We start from the raw sequence: 20,547 nt of genomic DNA, 5'->3' as shown, positions 1-20,547 counted from the left end.
TGGACCCCCACGGTTCCCTTGGGTACACCGTTGTGCTCCCGTGCGGACGGGGCCGTCAGCGGGGTGTGCCGGGGCCGGTGAGCGCCGCGATCACCCGGTCGAGCTGTGCGGACGGGTCCGGGGCGCCCGGCCAGCTGGTCATCAGGAGGTGGTGGGCTGTGCCGACCAGGGCGAGGGCAAGGGCCTCGGGGTCCGCGTCGGCGGCCAGGCGCTCCAGGCGCTGCTCGGCGGCCAGATAGGCGGCAACGGACTCCTGGACGGCTGCGAAGCCCGGGGCTCCGGCGGCCATCGCATCGCGGAAGCGGGCAGAGGCGCCGGGGCGGGTGAGGGCGATGCCTGCCATGGTCGGGCCGGCGGAGGTGAGCAGCGCGGTCGTGACGGTGGCGAGGTTCGCGGCGACCGTCTCCTGACCGGCCCGGCGCGGCAGTTCGGCGGCGAGCGCGGCGGTCCGCGCGAAGCGGTCCAGGACGAGTTGGGCGACGAACTCGTCCAGCCCGCCCGCGAAATGGGTGTGCAGCATCCCCTTGGCACAGCCCGCCTCATCGGTGACGGCCCTGCTCGTCAGCGCGCCGGGACCGCCGCGGGCGACAACACGTTCCGCGGCGGCGAAAAGTCGTTCACGGATATCGGGGACGGCCACACCACGAGGGGACATCGGGGACCTTTCGGATAGGACAGCGCTGCGAGTGGACAGTTTGGGCGTGCGCCCATACATTCTTTGGGCACACGCCCATACTAGGCAGGGAAAGCCGAGGTTCGTCATGCAGCAGAGCGCCAACGCCGAGCAGGAGCAGGCATGGAACGGTTACGAGGGCACCCACTGGGCCCGTAACCAGGACCGCTGGGACGCCGTCAACGAAGGGTTCAACCAGCCGCTTCTCGACGCCGCCGGCATCGCACCCGGCGACACCGTGCTGGACATCGGCTGCGGCGCGGGCGCCACCACCCGGCTCGCCGCCCGCCGTGCCACCGAGGGACACGCCACCGGCGTCGACCTCTCCGGACCGCAACTGGAGCGCGCCCGCGCCACCACACGCGCGGAACACCTCGACAACGTGACGTTCGAGCAGGGCGACGCCCAGGTGCACCCCCTTGCCGGACGCGACTTCGACGTGGCGATCAGCCGCTACGGCGTGATGTTCTTCGCGGACCCCGTGGCCGCCTTCACCAACATCGCCCGCGGCCTGCGCACCGAGGGTCGGCTCGCCTTCATCTGCGCGGCCGGCGCCGAGGGGAACGAATGGCTCCAGGCACTCGCCGAGCTGCGCGCCTACCTGCCGGTCGGCGGCTTCGGGGCGACCGGCGGGCCGGGCATGTTCTCCCTCGCCGACCCCGCGCGGGTGCGCGAGGTCCTCGCGGCGGCCGGCTTCACGGACATCGCCGTCCAGCACACCGAAGCGGACGGAAGGTGGGGGCAGGGAGCCCAGGACGCGGCCGACTTCCTGTTCGACTCGGGCCCCGGTCGCCACCTGCTGACGCAGGTGGACCAGGAGACCGGCGCACGGGCCCGGCGGGAACTGACCGAACTGCTGCGCGGCCACGAGGACGCCCAGGGCACGGTACGGCTGCGCAGCTCCGCCTGGCTGGTCACCGCCGTGCGCCGGTGACGGGTTACGACGGGCAGGGGTGACACGTAGGAAATTTCCTACGTATAGTGGGGGCATGAACATCACGCACGCCAAAACCGTCACCGTGCCCGTCTCCGACCAGGACCGGGCGAAGGACTTCTACGTCTCCACGCTCGGCTTCGAGGTCCTCGTCGACCAGCAGAACGGCCCGGTCCGCTGGCTCCAGGTCGCCCCGCGCGGAGCCGCCACCAGCTTCACGCTCGCCTCCGCCGAGCAGGGCTTCACCCCCGGCAGCGCGAGCGGCATCATCCTCGAGACGTCCGACCTCGATGCCGACTGTGCCGGGCTCGCGCAGGCCGGTGCCGCGATCGAGGGCCCGGACGAGCTGCCCTGGGGCCGCCAGGCCACCCTCGCGGATCCCGACGGCAACCGCTTCGTGCTCTCCGCACCGGCCCCGTCGGGAACCCGGGCCTGAACCGATGCCCGCCACCGGGACGCAGGAGGAAAAGGTCTTCGCAGCGCTGGCCAGCCCGGTGCGGCGCGAGGTGCTCGGGCTGCTGCGGGACAACGGACCGCAGCCCGTCACCGAGCTCGCCGCGCACTTCGCCATGGCGCGCCCGAGCTTCTCGGAGCACCTGCGGGTGCTCCGGGAGGCCGGGCTGGTCAGCGAGACCAGATCAGGCCGACAGCGGCTCTACCGACTGGAAGCAGCCGCCTTGTACGAGGTGCAGGAGTGGCTGAACCCGTTCGAGCGGTTCTGGCGCGAGAAGCTGAGCAACCTGCGCGACCTGCTCGACACCCTTGAGGACGATGAGCCGTGACCGATGACGAGGCGGCCGGTAACGCCATGAGCAGCCCCGACGACATGGCCGCCGAGGACATGGCCGCCGATGATGCGACCGCCGTCCGGGTCGACCAGTTCCTGGCGCATCCACCGGCCAAGGTGTGGCGCGCGCTGACCGAGCCGGACCTGATCGCGCAGTGGCTCATGCCCTGCGACTTCCGTCTCGAGGTCGGCCACCGGTACACCATGCAGGCCCGGGCCATGCCCGCCACCGGGTTCTCCGGCACCGTCCAGGCCGAGGTACTCGCTTTCGAGCCCGAGAGCATGCTGCGGGTCGGCTGGCGCGACGCCGACCCCTCCAGCCCGAGCGGCGCCGACTGGACCATCACCTGGACCTTGCGGCCCGAAGGCCGCGGGACCCGGCTCTTCCTCGTCCACGACGGCTTCGACCCCGACAATCCGCTCCAGCAGCGCGCCCGCGACGTGATGGGCGGCGGTTGGGTCTCGGTGGCCGGGCGCCGCCTGGACGAAGTCCTCCGCCACATGCCGCCGCACTGACCAGCGCATACGCGGCCCCGGCCACCCGCGGGCCCGTAGAGAACCGCCCACGTAGCTCCCCACGTACCGAGCAACAGGAGCCCTCATGTCCGATGCCGCAGACCGCTACGCACAGCTCGCCGACGCCTTCCTGGCCCGCGTCCGGGAAGTCCCCGCGGACCGGTGGGATGCGAAGAGCCCGTGCCAGGGCTGGACCGCCCGCGATGTCGTCGCACACGTCATCAACGGGCACCGGGGCATCCTCGCCGCGGTGCACGGCACTTCCCCGTCCCCGGCGCACGGTGTCGCCGTCTCCCCGATGGCGGAGGCGCCCGCCGTGGAGCCGGGCGCCGATCTTGCAGCCGCGTTCCTCGACTGCCGTACCCACATGCTCGCGATGCTCCGCGACCCCGCGTCGGCGGCCCGGCCGCTGCCCGGCGGTCCGCTCGGACCGGTCCCGGTGGAGCAGGCCGTCGATGTGATCGGCTCCCTCGAACTGCTGGGCCACACCTGGGACCTGGCCCGAGCCACCGGAGGCGACGAGATACTCGACCAGGACGCTGTCACCCGTACCCACCAGGCACTGCTCCCCCACCACGCGGAACTCCTGGCGACCGGCGCCTTCGACGAGAGCGTCCCGGCACCCGCGGATGCCGACGCACAGACCACGTTCCTGTGCTTCATCGGCCGTCGGCCCTGACGGTCGACTGTACCTACTAGTATGTACGGTACGTCGACGCCTGCGGCTGTCGTCCCGCCCACTGAAGGAGATCCGCTGCCATGCCATTCGTACGTATCGACGCACTACGGGCCGATGCGGACCGGCTCGACGCGCTCGGCCGGGCCGTGCACGACGCACTGGTCGAGACGATCGGGATACCGTCCGACGACCGGTTCCAGGTCCTCGTCGGCCACGACGGCACCAACAGCACGCTGCGCTACGGCGATTACCTCGGTGTGCACCGCGACGACGGCATCGTCTACGTCGCGATCACCATGCGCTCGGGGCGGACCCCCGCGCAGAAGCAGGCTCTGTACCGACGGATCGCCGAGCTTGCACAGCAGTACGCGGCGGCCGAGCCGCGCAACATGTTCGTCACCGTGACCGAGAACGAGTCGATCGACTGGTCCCTCGGCAACGGCGTCGCACAGTACGTCTGAGCCCGGCCCCGACGCATCGCGGGCCGGGCGGCGGCCGGTGTCCCGCTTCCGTCTCACCCGGCGCGGCGGTCAAGGCCCCGCGGAGCGGGTTCCGACGGCGGGCAGGAGGCGCAGCTTCTCGTCGCTCTCCGAACCGGGCGTGGCCGTGTAGACGAGGAGTGTCTGCGCCTGGTCCGGGTCAAGAAGAACCTGGCAGTGCACCTCGATCTCGCCCAGCTCCGGGTGGCGGAACCGCTTCGGCTCCACCCGTGGCGCACCGACCTCGTGCGCACTCCACCACTCGGCGAACTCCTCGCTGGCCGCAAGCAGCCGTTCCACAAGCGCTTCGGCCCGACTGCCCTTGCCCTGCCGGGAGTAGGCGGCACGCAGCTCCGCGGTGAAGAACCTGCTGTGCCCCGGGTGGTCCTCCTCCGGATAGCTCAGCCGGGTGGCCGGGTCGGTGAACCAACGGTGGTACAAACTGCGGTCCACAACCGTGAAGCGGGACTCGTCGCCGACCAGCGCGGTGGCCAGCGGTGTCTGCCACAGCGTCTCGGCCAGATCGTTGACGACCTGCGCCGGGGTGTCGTCGAGACGGCCCAGGATCCGCATCAGTCCAGGCGTGATGTGGTCCGAACCCAGCCGCGGGGGCGCATTGTGCCCGGCGATGCGGAACAGGTGGTCACGTTCGGCGAGCGACAGGTGGAGGCCGCGGGCTATGGCCGCCAGCATCGGTGCGGACGGCTGCGGGCCGCGCTGTTGCTCCAGTCGGCTGTAATAGTCGGTCGACATGCCGCTCAGTGCCGCCGCCTCCTCGCGCCGCAGCCCCCTGGTCCGCCGGCGCGGCCCCCGGGGCAGGCCCACGTCCTCCGGCTGCAGAGCCTCCCGGCGGGTGCGCAGGAAGTCCGCGAGTTGTGCTCTGTCCACGGTCCGATGCTCCCTGTTCCTTCGCTCCCGTTCCGGTCGCCGCCCTTCGGGACTCTCTTCCGCTCGGCAGCTCTGCTCGTGCCGCCGTGCGTCCCTCGGCCGCCTTACAGCAGCATGCCGCCTGACGCCTCGACGCGCTGCCCGGTGATCCAGGCACTGCCCTCGGCGAGCAGCGCCGCGGCGGCGGCACCGATGTCGTCCGGCTCCCCGACCCTGCCCATCGCGGTGACCGAGCCGATGGAGGTCCTGGCCTCCGCGCTGTCGCGGACGTGCCCGTCACCGAAGTCGGTCGCGGTGGCGCCCGGCGCGAGCACGTTGACGGAGATACCGCGCGGCCCCAGCTCCTTGGCGAGATAGCGGGTGAGGACCTCGACGGCGCCCTTGGCAGCAGCGTATGCCGATGTCTGAGCGGCGATGAAACGGGTCAGGCCGGTGGAGACGTTGAGGATCCGGCCGCCGTCACTGAGGAGCGGCAGCAGCGCCTGGGTGAGGAAGAAGACGCCCTTGACGTGGACGTTCATCAGCCCGTCGAAGTCCTCTTCGGTGGTGTCCACGAACGGCTTCTGGTTGCCGTGGCCGGCGTTGTTGACGAGGAGGTCGAAGTTCTCGCGGTCCCAGTGCTCCTTGAGCAGACCGCGCACGGTGTCGGCAAGAGCCGGAAACGCTGCGGTGTCCGCGGCGTCCAGCGGCAGCGCGACCGCCGTCCGGCCCATGGCGCGGATCTGCGCCACGACGGCCTCGGCCTCCTCGGCGTGCGAGCGGTATGTGAGCAGCAGATCGGTGCCCGCCTCGGCGAGGTGCAGCGCAGTGCTGCGCCCGAGTCCGCGGTTGGCACCGGTGATGAGGGCGATGCGGGTCATGCCGGGTTCTCCGTCCAGTGGTGATGCGGTGCTGAATACCTACAGCTCAACGGTGCCGTCGCCGCGGAACGGGATGGAAGGCAGCAGCTGTCCAGGGATCGCCGGTCCCCCTTTGGCGGCGGGACGGCCGAGGACGTACGGCTGCGTCAGACATGCCAAGGGGGACGCCGCTCCAGCAGGTCTCTCCCCGAATGACAAGGAGAAGGACAGCGGCGACGACAAGGCCAAGGACAGCAGCGTCGGCAAGAAGGCGAAGGACGGCGGCTCGCAGTCCGGCGGTGCGTCCTCCTCCGGCTCCGGCAGCTCCTCAGGCGGCGGCGGGAACAGCGGCAGCACCACCGGTGATGGGGAGGCCAGTGCAGCTCCCGGCTCCGGCTTTGACTCCGGCTCCGGCTCCGGCTCCGAGGGGTCGGTGTGTACGACCTCCGATCTGAAGGCGTCCATAGGCCCCAACAGACCGGGAGCGGGCCAGAACCACTACGCACTCATCTTCACGAACAGCTCGGGCCAGCCCTGCAGCTTGAGCGGTTTCCCGGGGTTCGCCTTCATCAACGCCTCCGGTGCACAGGTCTCCGTCCCCCGGAGCGCGAAGGCAGCAGTTCGCAGCCGGTCAAGCTCTCGTCCGGCGCGAGCGCCTGGGCACCGCTCTCGTACACCAACCCGCAGGTGTCGGGCGCCGAGACCGTCACCCCGGATGCTGCTCTGCTCACCCCGCCCGACCAGCATGCGTCTCTCCGGGTCGGCTGGTCCGGTGGCCCGGCCCCCGCCGCGGGCGAGGGGTCGGTGCCAAAGATCGGCCCGCTCACCCCCGGCACCGGCGGATGAGCACCGCAGGCAGCCGGTCGGCGGGTCGGGCTTGTCCGGCGGATCTGGCCCCCCCTCTGTTGTCCGGTAAGGAGTGCCCCTACCTGATGCCAGCGGGCTGCGGGTGCTCCCCCAAGCTCTTCGAGCAGGGAGGTACCCCCATGGCTGGTGGGGGCACCTCCCGGCCGGAGGCTGGGGGAGCGGTTCCCCGCGCCCCTTACCGGGCGCGGGGAACTGCGAAGCTTGGGGCAGCAGGGTGGGCAAGCGCAGCCCACCATGCCGGGTACACAGGAGGCGCTGGACAAGCCCTAGTCGGCGGCGGGCGCCGGGCGCAGCACCACCGGCAGGGTCTGGTGACCGTTACTGATCAGCGAGGGCACGGGACGCAACTCCTCTGCGGGAACCCCCAGTTGCGCGTCGGGGAAGCGGGCGAAGAACTTCTCGAGCGCCGTGGTGCCCTCCAGCCGCGCGAGCGGCGCGCCGAGGCAGAAGTGGACACCGTGCCCGAAGGCGAGGTGTTCCGGACCGGGCGCGGAGCGCGTCAGGTCGAACGTGTCGGCAGTCTCACCGTGCCAGTCGGGGTGCCGGTTGGCCGCCGCGTACGAGGCGAGGATCGGCTCCCCCTTGGCGATGACCTGTCCATCCGGCAGAGCGATGTCGCGCACCGCGAAGCGCATGGGCAGGTGCTTGACGGCCGGCTCGAACCGCAGCGTCTCCTCGACCACGTCGGTCCAGCCGGCCTTCCCCTCCCGCACCAGCGCAAGCTGCTCGGGGTGGGTCAGCAGCACGGTGATGGCCTGGTCGAGAAGGTTCACAGTGGTCTCGTAGCCCGCGCTGATCATCAGCAGCAGCGTGTCCCGCAGTTCGGCCTCCGAGAGCGTGGAGCCGTCTCCCTCCTCGTCCCGGGTGTCGATGAGAAGTGAGGTCATGTCCTCGCCAGGCCGTTCCCGCTTCTCGGCTATGAGGTCGTCGAGCGTCGCGTACAGGCTGGCGGTGTTGGCTGCGGCCTCTTCCGGAGTGAGGGTCGTGGCGAAGACGTTGTCGACCAGTTCGCGGAAGCCCTCGCGGCGCTCCTCCGGCACCCCCATGAGGTGGCAGATGACCTGGATCGGCAGCGGATAGGCGAACAGCTCACGGATATCCGCCGCTTCCCCGTCCGGCGTGCGCTCCAGCACGTCCAGCAGGTCGTCGACGATGAGCTCGACGCGCTCCCCCAGCGCCGCGATGCGCCGGGCACTGAAGGACGGGGCCACCATGCGGCGGAGCCTGCGGTGATCGCTGCCGTAGGAGGTGAACATGTTCTCCACGGCGACCCACAGCGCCAACGGCCAGCTGGCGACCGCCTCGGCGAACTGGGGCCAGTGCTGCCGTGCGTCCTTGGAGACGTCCGGGCCGGTCAGCAGCTTCTTGAGGAGAACGGGGTCGCTGACCGACCAGGCAGTGACACCGAGGATGTCCACCTTGGTCGCCGGACCCCGCTCGCGCAGTGCCTTGTGTTCACCGTGCGGGTCGCTGCCGGTGGGGTCGAGAATCAAAGGCTCGGAAACAGACACGGTGAGTCGCAATCTCCGTTCGGGGCGGGGAGTTGACGCGGTGACGACTGCCACAGTACGAGCCGATCAAGCGTCCGTGTAGAGGGCAGAAGCATCAAGATCATCTCACGTCGAACGAAGTCCCTCCGTGGGCGCCGCCGTACGAGCCTCGCGAGGCAAGCCGCAAACGACCCCGGAACGGCCCGCCGGCTCTTCGCAGACGAACACCTCGAGGGCCTGCGGTACACCGCCCCGGTGCCCGCGCACTGCCGCGCCGTCCGGACATGCGGACGGCGCGGCAGTCGGTGCAACGACCGGACGGATGCCGGTACCTGCCCGGGTCGGTGTCGGTCGGCGGGATCTGCTGTCAGCTGCCGCCGAGGTTGACGACGCCGCCCAGCACGGTGCCCAGGATCTTCTCCGTGATCTTGACGGCCGCGTGTTCGCGCGGGGTCAGATCGTGGGGCTTGGGGGCGGATGCGGCAGCAGCGGGGGCTGCGGCCAAGACAGTTGCCGCGAGCAGTGTTGCCAGTGCCAGTGCGGGTCGACGGGACATGCGCGCTCCTTGGTGGTTGTCACGGACAGTGCGCGATACAGCGTCCGAGATGTGCCACCGGATGAGTGCTCGGCTGGTCCGGTGCTGCTGCGAACGGACCAACCGGTGCCACTCCTGCGGATGCCGCCCCTCTGTTCACTGTTCGACGCCGCCGAGGAGGCGCTCCGCGCGCTCCTCCACCAGCCGTACGGCGCCGGGCTGGCGACCGGGCACCCGACGGCGAAGGAGGACCAGTTCCGGGGCCAGCTCGCGGGCCATGGCCTCGTCGTCGAGAGACTGCCACTGGTGGTGGGCTCGGTCGACGGCGCCTTCGACTTCCAGCGCGTTCTCCGCCTCGCCGAGTTCGAGGCGGCCTCGGGCCACCCGCAGCCACAGTTCGCAGCTGCGGGCCGGGTCACCTGCGAGGCGGGCGAGGTCGGCGCGGACCTCCACCCAGTGCAGCGCACCCTCCGAACCGGGGCCTTCGGTGCGCTCGGCGGCGTCCTGCCAAGCTGCCGCGAGGGACTCGGCCTCCTGGTGACGGCCTGCCCGCGCGGCGTCCATGATCGTCTCGTGCGGGTCCTCCGCGGGCTGCGCGCGCGGGGGTTGGGCGGCGGGGGGCGGGGCTGCCGCGGCTTGGGCCGCCGAAGGCTGTTGGGCCGCCGAAGGCTGTGCTGCGGCTTGGGGCTGGGGGGCAGCACCGTTCTCGGCCGCGGTCGGCGTCGGGGCGGGCAGCGCGTGACCAGTCTCGCGCCGCCACTCCGCCGGCAGGTCCGGCCCGGGCTGGTGCTCCCAGCCGTTCTGGGCGACGGGCGCCTCCACGGACTGATAGCCGTTCGGCATGCCGGCTGCCGGCACGGGAGCCTGGTTCCCCGCCGGATACTGGTTCCCCGCCGGAGACGGGAACGCGGCTGCGGTGGCCGAGGCGATGAACAGCGGCTGCTCGTTCTCTGTCGGACCGGAGACCGCCGAGGCCCGCTCATGCAGTTCTGCGAAGGGCATACGACCGCCCGCGCGCCACAGCCGTACGCACTCCTGGAGATACGCGGGTTCCATCGGCGCCTTGCCGGCCCGCCGCCGTCGCCACTTCGACTCGCGGCCCTGTCGTACGACCCGGCCGTAGACCCCTACGCCGGGGGCTTCCGGCAGGCCGCCCGCCTGGATCGCCTCCCAGGTGCCCGCCTCCGCCGCCACGTCCAGCAGCACCGTCGTCGTCCCGGGATGCCTTATGGCCAACTCCCCTATCAGCCACTCCCAGGGCAGTCCGCTGTACCGCACCACTGCCGAGTGCTGGCCGGGCGCTCCCAGTCCGACGTGCAGCCCGCCCTTGCGCGGGTCCCTGCGCAATTCCCCGACGATGACGACCAGCAGCTGCCCGGACACCCCGGCGACCAGGCGCACACGCGCCAGCACCATCTGTGGGTCGACCGGGCCCACCAGTTCGACGACTCCCACTCCGCCTCTGCTGCCGACGGGTTCGCCGCCCGCGCCGGCCAGTACTCCGCTCCAGGACACTCCGCCCAGACCCGCCACGACGACGCCGACATCCATCAGTCCCCCGCCGACGCCCGCCACCACCAGCACACCGTCGCCCGCGCCCTCGGAGCCCACACCCGGAACCGACACCAGAACCCCCCACACACCAAACCGATCAGAACACGGACAGTTTCAGCCCAAGGCCCGGCGGGCCGTCGCCGCCGCCCGGGTCGGAGCCGGCCGGTACCGGACCACGTGGGGCCCGACGGTGGCGCACATGGCGGGCCTGGCAGCAGAGCCCTTGCTGGCAGCGACCTCCAACCCATCGACGGCGGACTCCAATTCAACACGACCGCGTCTCCGTCGGCGATCCGGCTGCCGCTGCTCGGGGAGCCGGAAGGGGACATCCGGGCGGATTCGGACGCGATGCCGGTTCGCCACCCTGACGGGTGAAATTCGTGTGCCACACCGCGACGGTTTCCACCATCGTCGTCGGGGGCGGGATTGCGGCGAGTGGCCAGATGCCGCATCGAAAGCGGTCCCTGCATCACTCAAGACGGTCACCTTCGATCACAGGGGAAAGAAAATAAGGCTCTTCCTCGCCCGGCAGTTCGACGTGCCGATGTCTTCCGTTCGTGGCAGCTGCTCATGCAATTGCCGATGAATTTGCACGCGACAGGCACTCGTGGCGTACGGCCCATCCGGAGCTGTAGCTTCCGGCAGGAGGGGGTCCGTAACGGAGGGAATGGGAGGGGAAGAGAACGTTGAGCGTTCGTATGCCCTTGCCGTGCGAACACCACTGCACCGCGAATTCGGCGCAGCCGGACACCGAACGGAAGCACAACAGCCCGGAACCCGAACGAGATGTACCAGTGGAGTTCGCTGCTTTCTGTGCTCTTTACCAACACCGGTATCGGGAGTACGCGCACAGCCGCCTGTCCGATGCGCGACAGGCGGACACTGCCGTACGGCTGGCCTTCGCCGAACTGGCCGACCAATGGGACCAGGCGCTGCGGAGCCCGCACACCAACGCCTATGCCTGGCGGCTCCTCAACCGTCACATCCGCGCGGGCGCCGCGGAGGAGGAACGGGACGGGCGGGAGGACGTCGAGAGCCGGGCGGAGCACCAGGACCGCTCGTTCCTGCCCGACCACGCGGACGAGGCCCGTATCCTCCACCAGGATTTGGGCATGCCGTTGCCCGAAGCCTCCGAAATGATGGGCCACACCACTCCCCGGCCCCGCTGAGCAGCAGCGAACAGCCCCTGCTGCGGCGCGCCCTCGTTGCTCCCGTGCGCTCCCGTGTGCGGCACAGGGCGGGGCAGCCTCTCCGCGAGCCAGGAGGTGAGCGGATGCACGGCCCTGCCACGATCGGGTGGCTGCTGGTGGCGCTCTGCGCGGCGACGGGCGCCTCGTGCGTACTGCGGGCGCGGGACGCGGAACGCGGACAGCGGGCAGAAGCGCAGAGCGAGGCGGCGATGGGTTTCGGGATGGCGGCCATGGCCGTGCCGGCGCTGTGGGGCGGGGCACCAGTGCTGCACACGACAGCGGCTTGGGCCTTCACCGCGGCCTTCGGTCTGCTGCTGGCACGTGAGCTGTGGCTGGTGACGGGCGGACGGCACCGGATCGCCTGCCGGGCGGGGCATCTGCACCATGTACTGGGCAGTGCGGCGATGGTGTACGTGGCACTTTCCATGGCTCTCGGCGCCTCCTCCGGTACCGGCGCGCACCACCCCGCAGTCGGCGGCGTACCCCTGGTGACGGGCGTGCTGTTGGCGTACTTCGCGGTGTACGTGCTGTGGACGGGCACGCGCCTGATGCCCGTAGCAGCAGGGGCGGGCAGCGTGGTCACAGCGGGCGCCGACGGCGGCCGGCGGGCCGTGGCGCTGCCCGTGATGCGGCAGGCCGGGGTCGCGGCCGGCTGCCGAGTGGCCATGGGAGCGGGGATGTTCGCGATGCTGCTGACGGTATGAGCGGCAGTCGGAACGCGGCTGTGCAGTGAGCCGCGTCACTTCTGCACTGTCGGGCATATCACTGTCTCGTAACAGCCTCTTAGGCTGAGCGGTATGACGGTCCCGCTCGCGCTGATGGTGCTCGCCCTGTTCGCCGCGGGTCTCGCGCCGCGCGTACTGACCCGCTGCACGTGGCCCGACCGGGAGCCGGTGCTCGCCCTGTGGGTGTGGCAGTGCGTTGTCGGGGCTGTACTGCTGTGCTGTCTGCTGGCAATGGCCCTCTCGGGTGCCGCGGCCTTCACCGTGGTGCGCAGTCACGTCTTCGCCGGGGCCCCGAACGGAGTGGCGGAGGCGTACACCTCCAGCGCGCACACCCCGTGGTCGGGGGCCCTGTGCGTGCTGCTGGCATGCGGGGGTGCCTGGACGGGCGCGATGCTGCTGCGGGAGATCAGGGACGCGCGGGCCACGCGCCGCAGGCGACGTGCGGAGCTGCGGGAGCGGGCGCCCCAACTGCCGGGCGAGGACACATCGTCGAGCGAACGGCTGCTCGTCCTGGAGGACGAGAAACCGGATGCCTGGTGGCTTCCGGGTGCCACCCCGCAGTTGGTCATCACCACGGGTGCGCTGCGGCGGCTCAAGGGACGGCAGCTGGACGCGGTGGTGGAGCACGAGCAGGGGCACGCGCGGGCGCGGCACGACTGGCTGCTGAACTGCTCGGCCGCGCTGGCCACCGGCTTCTCCCGGGTACCGGTCTTCGCAGGCTTCCGCGATCAGGTGCACCGGCTGGTCGAGCTGGCCGCGGACGATGCCGCCTCCCGCCGTTACGGCAGGCTGACGATCGCGCTGGCGCTGGTGGAACTCAACGAGGGCCGTGGAATCTTCGGCCCTGGTCCGGCTCCGTTGGCGATGGTGCCGCAGCGGGTGCACCGGCTGCTCGCCCCCGCTCCGCGGCTGCCGGTCAGCCGCAGACTGCGGATGACGGCGGTGGCGTCTCTGGTGCCGGTGATCCCACTGCTCGTGGCAGTCGCTCCGGGTCTGTCCGCGCTGCGCTGACGGCGGCCGGTACGGTTCCGGTCGCGGAGGAACGTATCAATGAGCTGCCGGAAGGGCGTGCCCGTGAATTGTGCTGTCACGGACGGCAGGGGCGATGATCGGCACATGAGTGGTGCGACCCGCCCGAGTTCGCCCGGCGTGCGGCCGGCCGGAGTGGCCGCCGCGCTGGGTGCTGCCGGCGTCCTGCTGACCGTCCTGGCACTGCTGCCGTGGCAGCCGTTGGCCGCGCTCGACCGGAGCACCGCATCCGGGCTGCACACAGTCGCGCTGGAGCACCCCGCACTGACCCGGACCATGCGGATCCTGACCGACTGGGTGTGGGACCCGTGGACGTTCCGGCTGCTGCTGGCGGTGGTGTTCGTGCGGCTGATGTGGTGCCGGGAGCGTCTGCCGGCGTACTGGGCGGCGGGGACGGCGCTGGTCGGCTCCGGGGTGCAGCAGGGCATGAAAGCTGCGCTCGGGAGGGAACGCCCGCGTTGGCGGCAGCCGGTGGACTCCGCGGAGTACGCCGCGATGCCGTCGGGGCACGCGATGACTGCCGCGTTGGTGTGTGTGGTGCTGCTGTGGCTTTGGCGCGAGCGGGGAGCGCCGGTGAGCGACGCGTGGTGGCGGCCGGCGGTCGCCGTCGCGGTGGTGTCCGTGATCGGCGTGGCATTCACCAGGGTGTGGCTGGGCGTTCACTGGCTGACGGACACAGTGGTCGGCATGCTGCTGGGAACGGCGGTGGCCTTGGCGTCCGCTGCGGCGTGGGAGGCTCTGCGGCCCGGTGAGCGGCTGCCTGACCCCGCGGGCCGGAGAGGCTAGCGCAGGCCCCTCAACGGGGCTTCAGGGCCCGTCTCCGAGGGCTCAGGGTCTACGGGTCACGCCCCTCACGTTGTCGACCTCGGCCGGCGCCGGGCTTGAGGAAGTCGAGGATCCCGGCCGCCCGTCATGGTTCTGCCCCGGCCTCGGTACGTCCTCGATGCCCGCCGCCACATACGCGGCAACGCACCCATGGGCCGGTGTTCGGACGTCGGCCCGAGAAAGTGAGGGCTGCGGGAGGGGTGTTGGGGAAGCGTACGTCCTCTAGAGTCGGGCCTGCGGCTGCCGCTGTCGGGACGCTCGGCAACTCTCGCCGGAACCTGACCGGTCCACCTCGCCGAGCCACCTGGTCGATGCCGATACCGGGGCGATCCCCCGCGTCGCCCCGATATCGGCCGCTGTACCGGGTGTCGTACTCCGCGCTCGAAAGGGGACGCGAACACCCGAAGTCGTGCTGAGTATATTGGCTGCGAGCCAGTCAACGCAGGAGTCCAGCATGTCCCCCCGGAGCGCATCGGTCAATGAAGAGTTGCGCCGACGCTCGCGCGAGCGCCTCCTTCAGGCGACCGTCGAGCTGGTCGCCGAGCGCGGCTACGAGTCGACGACGCTGGGGGCGATCGCCGACCGGGCGGGGTCGGCACGCGGCCTGATCTCGTACTACTTTCCGGGCAAACGGCAGCTGTTCCAGTCGGCGGTGCACCGGCTGATGCATCTCACGCTCGCCGAGGCGCTGGACCGCGGCCCACTGCCCGAAGCGCCGGACGGTGGGAAGGAGATGCTGGCGCGGGCCATCGACGCCGTACTGGGACTGGCGCGTGATCAGCCGGTGCTGATGCGCGCCCATATGGCAGGCATCCTGCAACAGGAGGGGTTCGTCCAGTGCGACGAGCAGCAGCGCCTCGCTTCCTTGCTGCGGGCCGCTGTGGTCCGGTACGGCTCCCCCGACCCGGACACCGACTACCCACTGCTGCGCGCCAATCTGATGGGCTCTGTCGTCGCGGTTCTGCTGCCCGGCGCTCCGATGCCACTGGAGCGGCTACGGGGTGAGCTGTTCGCCCGGTACGGCCTCAAGTGGGAGCAGGGAGAACCGCCCGACCAGGCGGAGAGAGGCATGAGCCAGGCGTCGCCCGCGGCGTGCGTCCGGCGCTTGCAGCGGCTGCGGCCGTGCGGCTGGGAGGCGAGCCCCGGACAGGGGGCGGCAAGGGATCAGCGGGAGTGAGCTCTGTGGATCAGCGCCGCGCGTGGCGCGGGCTCAGCAGGCCCGCATCACGGGCACTCGCGATGACGCGCAACGACTTGCGCCGGCTGTGCCCGGTGACGCGCATGACGGCCAGCACGGGATCCTGACCCAGTTCCCGGGCCGCGCTGTACGCCTCGGCTGCCGCACGCAGCGCGTCCCGGCCCCGGGGCGCAGGCGGCCGCCTCCGGCCCCTGGCCCGCGCGGGGGACGGCGCCGTATGCGCTGCGGGAGCCGGGTGCGGTGGCGGCGACTGATAGGGCATCGGGGGCAAGGCCGGAGAGGGGGGCGGCGTTCCCGGAGCCGGCGGGGGCGGGGGCGGCGGCTCCGAAAGGGCCGGTGCCGCGTGTGGTGGCGACACAGGCAGCGGCGCCGCAGGCAATGCGCAGGCGCCCGTCGTCCGGGCCGTGGGGCCGGTCTGCGGCGGCCGGATGGCCGACGGGCACGCCTTCGTCAGCGGCTCCCGGAGACACGGCGCGAGCCTGGCGAACTCCTGGAGCGTCAGGGGCGGATCGGCCCGCACCTCTTCCAGGCGGACCCGGCCGTCCACCACGGCGGCCACCACCTCCACCTGGGTACCGTCCGCGCGGCTGACACCGACGGCGAACCAGGGCGGCTGGGCCCCGGCGGCGTGCGGGCCGGGGCCTGCGCCGGTGCCGTACCCCCGTAGCTTCCACGCCGGGCACGGCGGCGCCAGCGGGTCGCCGTCCGGCGGGCAGCCACCCCGTTCGTACGAGTGATCCGACGAATAGCAAGAGCAAGAGGATCTCTCCGACACGTCGGCACCGTAGACCCGGCCGCCCGGCGCCGGGCGGCGCGGCACGCTCGGCCGGACGGAGGGCAACCCTGACGACGGAGGCCACAGCAGCCCGAACGGCGCACCGGCTGCCGCCGTACGGGCGTCGGGGCGCCCGCCTCGGCCGAGCATCGGGGCGGGCCTCCAGCTGAACATCCGCGCAGGCCAGGGGCGAGTGTCAGTGGCCGGGTGCAGACTGTTCCGTACCTCAGACAACGACGTCTCGAAGGCGGTGCCGCCATGGCGGATGTACTGCTCGCGGTAGGTACGAGAAAGGGCCTGTTCCTCGCCCGGCAGAAGGCCGGCCGACGGGATTCGGGGGACTGGGAATTCACCGGCCCGCATTTCAATGCGCAGGCCGTCTACTCCTTCACCGTCGACCGGCGCGGCCCCGGGTCGCCCAGACTGCTGGCCGGGGGCGACAGCGCGCACTGGGGCCCGTCGGTCTTCCACTCCGACGACCTCGGCAAGACCTGGAAGGAGCCCGAACAGCCTCCGGTGAAGTATCCGAAGGACACCGGAACCTCCCTGGAACGGGTGTGGCAGTTGCAGCCGGGAGGAGAGAACGAGCCGGGAGTGGTGTACGCCGGGACGGAACCCGGGGGGCTGTTCCGCTCGACGGACGGCGGCGAGTCCTTCGAACTCGTCCGCTCGCTGTGGGAGCATCCCACGCGCCAGGAGTGGGAGCCCGGCGGAGGCGGGCTGGGGCTCCACACGATCCTGGTCGACCCCCGTGACGCGCGGCGTATGACGATCGCCGTCTCGACGGGCGGCGCCTACCGCACGGCGGACGGCGGTGAGAGCTGGGAGCCGTGCAACCGGGGCGTCTCCGCGGTCTTCCTGCCCGAGAGCATGCGCTACCCGGAGTACGGGCAGTGTGTGCACAAGATCGCCCGGGACGCGGAGAACCCGGACCGGTTCTATCTGCAGAACCACTGGGGAGTCTTCCGCAGCGACGACAACGCCACGAGCTGGCAGTCGATCGGCGACTCCCTCCCCTCGGACTTCGGTTTTCCGGTCGCCACCCACCCACGGCGCGGCGGCGTGGCCTACCTCTTCCCGCTCAACGCGGACGCGGACCGGGTCCCGGCAGAGCATCGCTGCCGCGTCCACCGCACTCAGGACGCCGGTGAGAGCTGGGAGGCGCTGGGCCCGGGCCTGCCCGAGGCGGCGCACTACGGACCGGTGCTGCGGGACGCGCTGTGCACCGACGACGCCGACCCGGCAGGCGTCTACTTCGGCAACCGCAACGGGGAGGTCTTCGCCAGCGCGGACGAGGGCGAGAGCTGGCGGCAGTTGGCGTCACACCTGCCAGACGTGCTGTGCGTGCGGGCGGCGGTGATCGACTGAGACGGTGACCGACCGACGCGGCGGAGGACGGCGGTTTCCGGCGAGCGGGCCGGGCCCGGTCGCTGAGCCAGTAGAGTGACGGCTCGTGGCTGCACGACCGTTGAACGAAATTGTCGAACCGGGCTGGGCGAAGGCGCTGGAGCCGGTCGCCGAACGGATCGCCGCGATGGGCGACTTCCTCCGCGCGGAGGTCGCGGCGGGGAGAACGTACCTCCCGTCGGGGGCGAACGTCCTACGGGCGTTTCAGCAGCCCTTCGACGAGGTGCGTGTCCTCATCGTCGGCCAGGACCCGTATCCGACGCCGGGGCACGCTGTGGGGCTGTCCTTCTCGGTGGCGCCGGAGGTGCGGCGTCTGCCGGGCAGTCTGGAGAACATCTTCCGGGAGATGAACAGCGATCTCGGGCTCCCCCGGCCCTCTTCGGGCGACCTGACGCCCTGGACGAAGCAGGGCGTGCTGCTGCTCAACAGGGCGCTGACGACGGCGCCGCGCCAGCCCGCGGCACACCGCGGAAAGGGCTGGGAGGAGGTCACCGAGCAGGCGATCCGTGCGCTGGTGGGGCGGGGGCGTCCGATGGTGTCGGTGCTGTGGGGCAGGGACGCCAGGAATCTGCGGCCGCTGTTGGGAGACCTGCCGGCGGTCGAGTCCGCACACCCCTCACCGATGTCGGCGGACCGGGGCTTCTTCGGCTCGCGTCCGTTCAGCCGGGTCAACGATCTGCTGGCCAGGCAGGGGGCCGATCCGGTGGACTGGCGCCTGCCGTGAGCCCGGCTGCGGGCGGAGCCGCCGACGGCACGGGCAGCGCCGCGGACGTCGCGGGCGGGTGGCTGCTCGGCGTCGACTCGGGCGGATCCGGGCTGCGGGTCGCCCTGGCCCGGCAGGGCACGGGCTCGGCTGCTGAGCGTACGGGCGGCGCGGGGGTGTCCGGGGGCCCGAGCGGGGCTCCGGAGGTCGTCGGTGCCCTCACCTGCCAGGAGCCGGTGCGCACCGGCGCTGCGGGCATCGACGCGGCGCACATGGCGGAGCAGTTGGTGCCCGCGGTGCGCTCGCTGCTGGCGGACGCCGGGGCCGGTACGGACGACGGTGGGGCTGCGCACATCGCCGCTGCCTGTGTGGGGGCCGCCGGAATGGCGACCCTCGGTGCGGAGTTGCGGGCCGAGCTGCCGGGCATGCTGGCGGAGGCGTTCGGGGTGCGACGGCTGGCACTGGCGGCGGACGCGGTGACGGCGTACGCGGGTGCACTGGGCGAACGGCCCGGCGCTGTGGTGGCTGCCGGAACTGGCGTGATCGCCATGGGCACAGACCTGCGGTCCTGGCGGCGCGCCGACGGCTGGGGACATCTGCTGGGCGACTGCGGCAGCGGCGCCTGGATCGGCCGCGCAGGGCTGGAGGCCGCTCTGCGCGCCTTCGACGGCCGTACGGGCGGCTCGGCCGCGCTGCGGGCCAGGGCGGAGGCAATGTTCGGCGCGCCGCTCAGCACGTTGCCGGGACAGCTGTATCCGCGTACGGACCGGGCCGCCGTCCTGGCCTCGTTCGCCCCGGAGGTGGCACGGTCCGCTGAGGAGGACCCGGTCGCGGCAGGGATCATGCGGGAGGCAGCGCGCGAGATCGCCGCGAGCGCTGTCGCGGTGTGCCCGCGCGGAGCTGTTCCGGTGCGCCCGGGTGAAGGTGACGCGTCCCGGCCCGGGGAGGGCTCGGCAGGGTCGGCGGCAGGAGCCGAGGGAGCCGATGGGGAGGCCAGGGTCGCCTTCACAGGAGGGATGGTCAAGCTCGGTGAGGCACTGCTCGGACCGCTGCGCGCGGAGTTGGCGGAGCAGCGTCCTGGAGCCCGGGTCGTCGAAGCGGCCGGCGGGCCCCTGGACGGCGCGCTGTTGATCGCCGCGCGGCTGGCGGTCGGAGGGCTCGCACTGCCGTTGGACCCGGCGCTGCTGTCGGTCGCGTAGGAGGCCGGTAGCGTGCCTTTCCCGGGCACGCACGGCACGGCACCGCTGCGCAGGGCGACCGGAACCCGCGACTACCCCTCCGGGATGAATCGGGACATAAGCCCATCGGTCTCCCCCAGCCGAACAGCAAAGCCCATGAAGGCATTAGCATGCAGGCGCATGAGCTCCCCCACAGGACCGGACAATGGCCTGCCCGTACGAATGCCACGTCCCCGCCAGCCCGGACGGCACCGCCGACCGGAGCCCGTCGTCGCCCCCGAGGGCGCGCCGGCACTGGTTCTGGCTGTCCCCGGCACCCCCTCCAGCGCCACGCGCAGCCTCGCTGAGGAGACGCTGAGTATCGCGCGCTCGGAGCTGCCCGGTCTCGACGCGCGCATCGGTTTCACCGAGGGCGACGGCGAGGAGTTCCCGACCATCCGCTCCGCTCTCGGTCAGGCGGTGACCGACCGCGCGACGCGCCGCCGGTACGCGCGCGAGGCGGCTGCCATGGCGGAGGCGGAGGAGGCCGCGGCGCAGGAGGGCGAGACCGCGGTGGCCGCGCCCGCGCCTGAGGCGGCCGACGACGGCCTGCCCGCCGTGGTGGTACCGCTGTTGGCGGGCCCGGACGCCGCGCAGCTGCGGCGGATCCGCCAGGAGGTCCTCAACAGCGGCTCGGGTGCCGAGCTGACCGACGTGCTGGGGCCGCACCCGCTGCTCGCCGAGGCCGTACATGTGCGGCTCTCCGAGGCGGGCCTGGCGCGTGCCGACCGGGCGCGGCTGTTCACGGTGGCGACGGCAGCGGACGGGATCATCCTGGCGACCGTCGGCGGCGAGGAGGCCGTGCAGGCGGCAGGGATCACCGGCATGCTGCTGGCGGCCCGGCTGGCGGTACCGGTTCTCGCCGCGGCGCTCGACGACGAGGGCGCCATCCAGCACACTGCCGAGCAGCTGCGCAACTCCGGCTCGCAGCAGCTGGCCATCGCCCCGTGCCTGATCGGCCCGGAGATCGCCGAGGGACTGCTGGAGGCGGCGGCCGAGGAAGCGAGCTGCTCGACGGCCGAGCCGCTGGGTGCCTACCCCGCGCTGGGCAAGCTGGTGGCCTCCACGTACGCCGCCAAGGCCGGCATCGCCCAGCCGCAGGCCCGGCAGGGCGCGCCGGTGCGCTGAGCACCCACACCACGCGGATCGTTGTCGGCGTGCAGAAGCGATACCGGCCGGGGAGTACGCTCTCCGGCCCGTATCGGCGATGCTCATGCCGTCACCACCGTGGCGGCGC

23 protein-coding genes and 1 pseudogene are annotated in these 20,547 nt (G+C 71.8%); 16 read left to right on the top strand and 8 right to left on the bottom strand.

What is annotated here, in order from left to right; genetic code table 11:
* Positions 1-55: 55 nt before the first annotated feature.
* On the bottom strand, positions 56-655 hold the full coding sequence (locus ACTWQF_RS27515; protein WP_443282384.1) for a TetR/AcrR family transcriptional regulator: 600 nt from the start codon (positions 653-655) through the stop codon (positions 56-58).
* 106 nt (positions 656-761) lie between these two features.
* Here ACTWQF_RS27515 and ACTWQF_RS27510 point away from each other — a divergent pair, with 106 nt between their 5' ends.
* From ACTWQF_RS27510 to ACTWQF_RS27485, 6 genes are all read left to right on the top strand, one after another.
* Positions 762-1,607, top strand: a complete 846-nt coding sequence (locus tag ACTWQF_RS27510) for a class I SAM-dependent methyltransferase (protein ID WP_443282383.1) — start codon at positions 762-764, stop codon at positions 1,605-1,607.
* 55 nt (positions 1,608-1,662) lie between these two features.
* The gene (locus ACTWQF_RS27505; RefSeq protein WP_443282382.1) at positions 1,663-2,043 is read left to right on the top strand and encodes a VOC family protein; all 381 of its coding nucleotides are present in this window, start codon (positions 1,663-1,665) and stop codon (positions 2,041-2,043) included.
* A gap of 4 nt (positions 2,044-2,047) precedes the next feature.
* The gene (locus tag ACTWQF_RS27500; protein ID WP_443282381.1) at positions 2,048-2,389 is read left to right on the top strand and encodes an ArsR/SmtB family transcription factor; all 342 of its coding nucleotides are present in this window, start codon (positions 2,048-2,050) and stop codon (positions 2,387-2,389) included.
* A 26-nt stretch (positions 2,390-2,415) separates the two neighbouring features.
* On the top strand, positions 2,416-2,910 hold the full coding sequence (locus ACTWQF_RS27495) for an SRPBCC family protein (RefSeq protein WP_443282420.1): 495 nt from the start codon (positions 2,416-2,418) through the stop codon (positions 2,908-2,910).
* A gap of 85 nt (positions 2,911-2,995) precedes the next feature.
* Positions 2,996-3,589, top strand: a complete 594-nt coding sequence (locus ACTWQF_RS27490; protein WP_443282380.1) for a TIGR03086 family metal-binding protein — start codon at positions 2,996-2,998, stop codon at positions 3,587-3,589.
* Positions 3,590-3,669: 80 nt separating this feature from the next.
* Positions 3,670-4,050: a tautomerase family protein gene (locus ACTWQF_RS27485; protein ID WP_443282379.1), complete on the top strand. Its 381-nt coding sequence runs from the start codon at positions 3,670-3,672 to the stop codon at positions 4,048-4,050.
* A gap of 69 nt (positions 4,051-4,119) precedes the next feature.
* On the opposite strand, the gene ACTWQF_RS27480 is transcribed toward ACTWQF_RS27485, so the two are convergent.
* From ACTWQF_RS27480 to ACTWQF_RS27470, 3 genes are all read right to left on the bottom strand, one after another.
* The gene (locus ACTWQF_RS27480) at positions 4,120-4,956 is read right to left on the bottom strand and encodes a helix-turn-helix transcriptional regulator (RefSeq protein WP_443282378.1); all 837 of its coding nucleotides are present in this window, start codon (positions 4,954-4,956) and stop codon (positions 4,120-4,122) included.
* Positions 4,957-5,060: 104 nt separating this feature from the next.
* Entirely contained in the window at positions 5,061-5,816 is a 756-nt protein-coding gene (locus ACTWQF_RS27475) for an SDR family NAD(P)-dependent oxidoreductase (protein ID WP_443282377.1), read from the bottom strand.
* Between the two features lie 39 nt (positions 5,817-5,855).
* Positions 5,856-6,260, bottom strand: coding sequence for a hypothetical protein (locus ACTWQF_RS27470; protein ID WP_443282423.1), 405 nt, complete (start codon positions 6,258-6,260; stop codon positions 5,856-5,858).
* On the opposite strand from ACTWQF_RS27470, the pseudogene ACTWQF_RS27465 reads away from it, so the two are divergent.
* A pseudogene (locus ACTWQF_RS27465) lies at positions 6,229-6,641 on the top strand (DUF4232 domain-containing protein). The gene ACTWQF_RS27470 and the pseudogene ACTWQF_RS27465 sit on opposite strands and share 32 nt — an antisense overlap.
* Positions 6,642-6,928: 287 nt before the next feature.
* Here ACTWQF_RS27465 and ACTWQF_RS27460 read toward each other — a convergent pair.
* The 3 genes from ACTWQF_RS27460 to ACTWQF_RS27450 form a co-directional block, all read right to left on the bottom strand.
* On the bottom strand, positions 6,929-8,173 hold the full coding sequence (locus ACTWQF_RS27460; RefSeq protein ID WP_443282376.1) for a cytochrome P450 family protein: 1,245 nt from the start codon (positions 8,171-8,173) through the stop codon (positions 6,929-6,931).
* Between the two features lie 346 nt (positions 8,174-8,519).
* Positions 8,520-8,708 (bottom strand): hypothetical protein, encoded by a 189-nt coding sequence (locus ACTWQF_RS27455; RefSeq protein WP_443282375.1) that lies wholly within the window; start codon positions 8,706-8,708, stop codon positions 8,520-8,522.
* 135 nt (positions 8,709-8,843) lie between these two features.
* Complete coding sequence (locus tag ACTWQF_RS27450) at positions 8,844-10,313, bottom strand: hypothetical protein (RefSeq protein WP_443282374.1); 1,470 nt, start codon at positions 10,311-10,313, stop codon at positions 8,844-8,846.
* Between the two features lie 722 nt (positions 10,314-11,035).
* Here ACTWQF_RS27450 and ACTWQF_RS27445 point away from each other — a divergent pair.
* The 5 genes from ACTWQF_RS27445 to ACTWQF_RS27425 all read left to right on the top strand — a co-directional run bounded on the left by ACTWQF_RS27445 (position 11,036) and on the right by ACTWQF_RS27425 (position 15,187).
* A complete protein-coding gene (locus ACTWQF_RS27445) occupies positions 11,036-11,410 on the top strand; it encodes a hypothetical protein (RefSeq protein WP_443282373.1) in 375 nt (124 codons plus the stop codon).
* 104 nt (positions 11,411-11,514) lie between these two features.
* Entirely contained in the window at positions 11,515-12,135 is a 621-nt protein-coding gene (locus tag ACTWQF_RS27440; RefSeq protein ID WP_443282372.1) for a DUF5134 domain-containing protein, read from the top strand.
* A 93-nt stretch (positions 12,136-12,228) separates the two neighbouring features.
* Positions 12,229-13,167, top strand: coding sequence for a M56 family metallopeptidase (locus ACTWQF_RS27435; RefSeq protein ID WP_443282371.1), 939 nt, complete (start codon positions 12,229-12,231; stop codon positions 13,165-13,167).
* Positions 13,168-13,272: 105 nt separating this feature from the next.
* The gene (locus tag ACTWQF_RS27430) at positions 13,273-13,971 is read left to right on the top strand and encodes a phosphatase PAP2 family protein (RefSeq protein ID WP_443282370.1); all 699 of its coding nucleotides are present in this window, start codon (positions 13,273-13,275) and stop codon (positions 13,969-13,971) included.
* Between the two features lie 493 nt (positions 13,972-14,464).
* Positions 14,465-15,187, top strand: coding sequence for a TetR/AcrR family transcriptional regulator (locus ACTWQF_RS27425; protein WP_443282369.1), 723 nt, complete (start codon positions 14,465-14,467; stop codon positions 15,185-15,187).
* A 10-nt stretch (positions 15,188-15,197) separates the two neighbouring features.
* Here the strand turns inward: ACTWQF_RS27425 and ACTWQF_RS27420 are convergent, their stop codons facing one another.
* On the bottom strand, positions 15,198-15,983 hold the full coding sequence (locus ACTWQF_RS27420) for a DUF6214 family protein (RefSeq protein WP_443282368.1): 786 nt from the start codon (positions 15,981-15,983) through the stop codon (positions 15,198-15,200).
* A gap of 258 nt (positions 15,984-16,241) precedes the next feature.
* On the opposite strand from ACTWQF_RS27420, the gene ACTWQF_RS27415 reads away from it, so the two are divergent.
* From ACTWQF_RS27415 to ACTWQF_RS27400, 4 genes are all read left to right on the top strand, one after another.
* Entirely contained in the window at positions 16,242-17,351 is a 1,110-nt protein-coding gene (locus ACTWQF_RS27415; RefSeq protein WP_443282367.1) for a WD40/YVTN/BNR-like repeat-containing protein, read from the top strand.
* A gap of 85 nt (positions 17,352-17,436) precedes the next feature.
* Complete coding sequence (locus tag ACTWQF_RS27410) at positions 17,437-18,114, top strand: uracil-DNA glycosylase (RefSeq protein WP_443282366.1); 678 nt, start codon at positions 17,437-17,439, stop codon at positions 18,112-18,114.
* Positions 18,111-19,292 (top strand): N-acetylglucosamine kinase, encoded by a 1,182-nt coding sequence (locus ACTWQF_RS27405; protein ID WP_443282365.1) that lies wholly within the window; start codon positions 18,111-18,113, stop codon positions 19,290-19,292. Before ACTWQF_RS27410 ends, ACTWQF_RS27405 begins: the two co-directional genes overlap by 4 nt.
* A gap of 159 nt (positions 19,293-19,451) precedes the next feature.
* Positions 19,452-20,438, top strand: a complete 987-nt coding sequence (locus tag ACTWQF_RS27400; RefSeq protein ID WP_443282364.1) for a sirohydrochlorin chelatase — start codon at positions 19,452-19,454, stop codon at positions 20,436-20,438.
* Positions 20,439-20,547 lie beyond the last annotated feature (109 nt).

It is taken from the genome of Streptomyces sp. 8N114, assembly GCF_052245835.1.
GTDB lineage: Bacteria > Actinomycetota > Actinomycetes > Streptomycetales > Streptomycetaceae > Streptomyces.
This window is presented reverse-complemented; position numbering and strand designations above follow the sequence as displayed.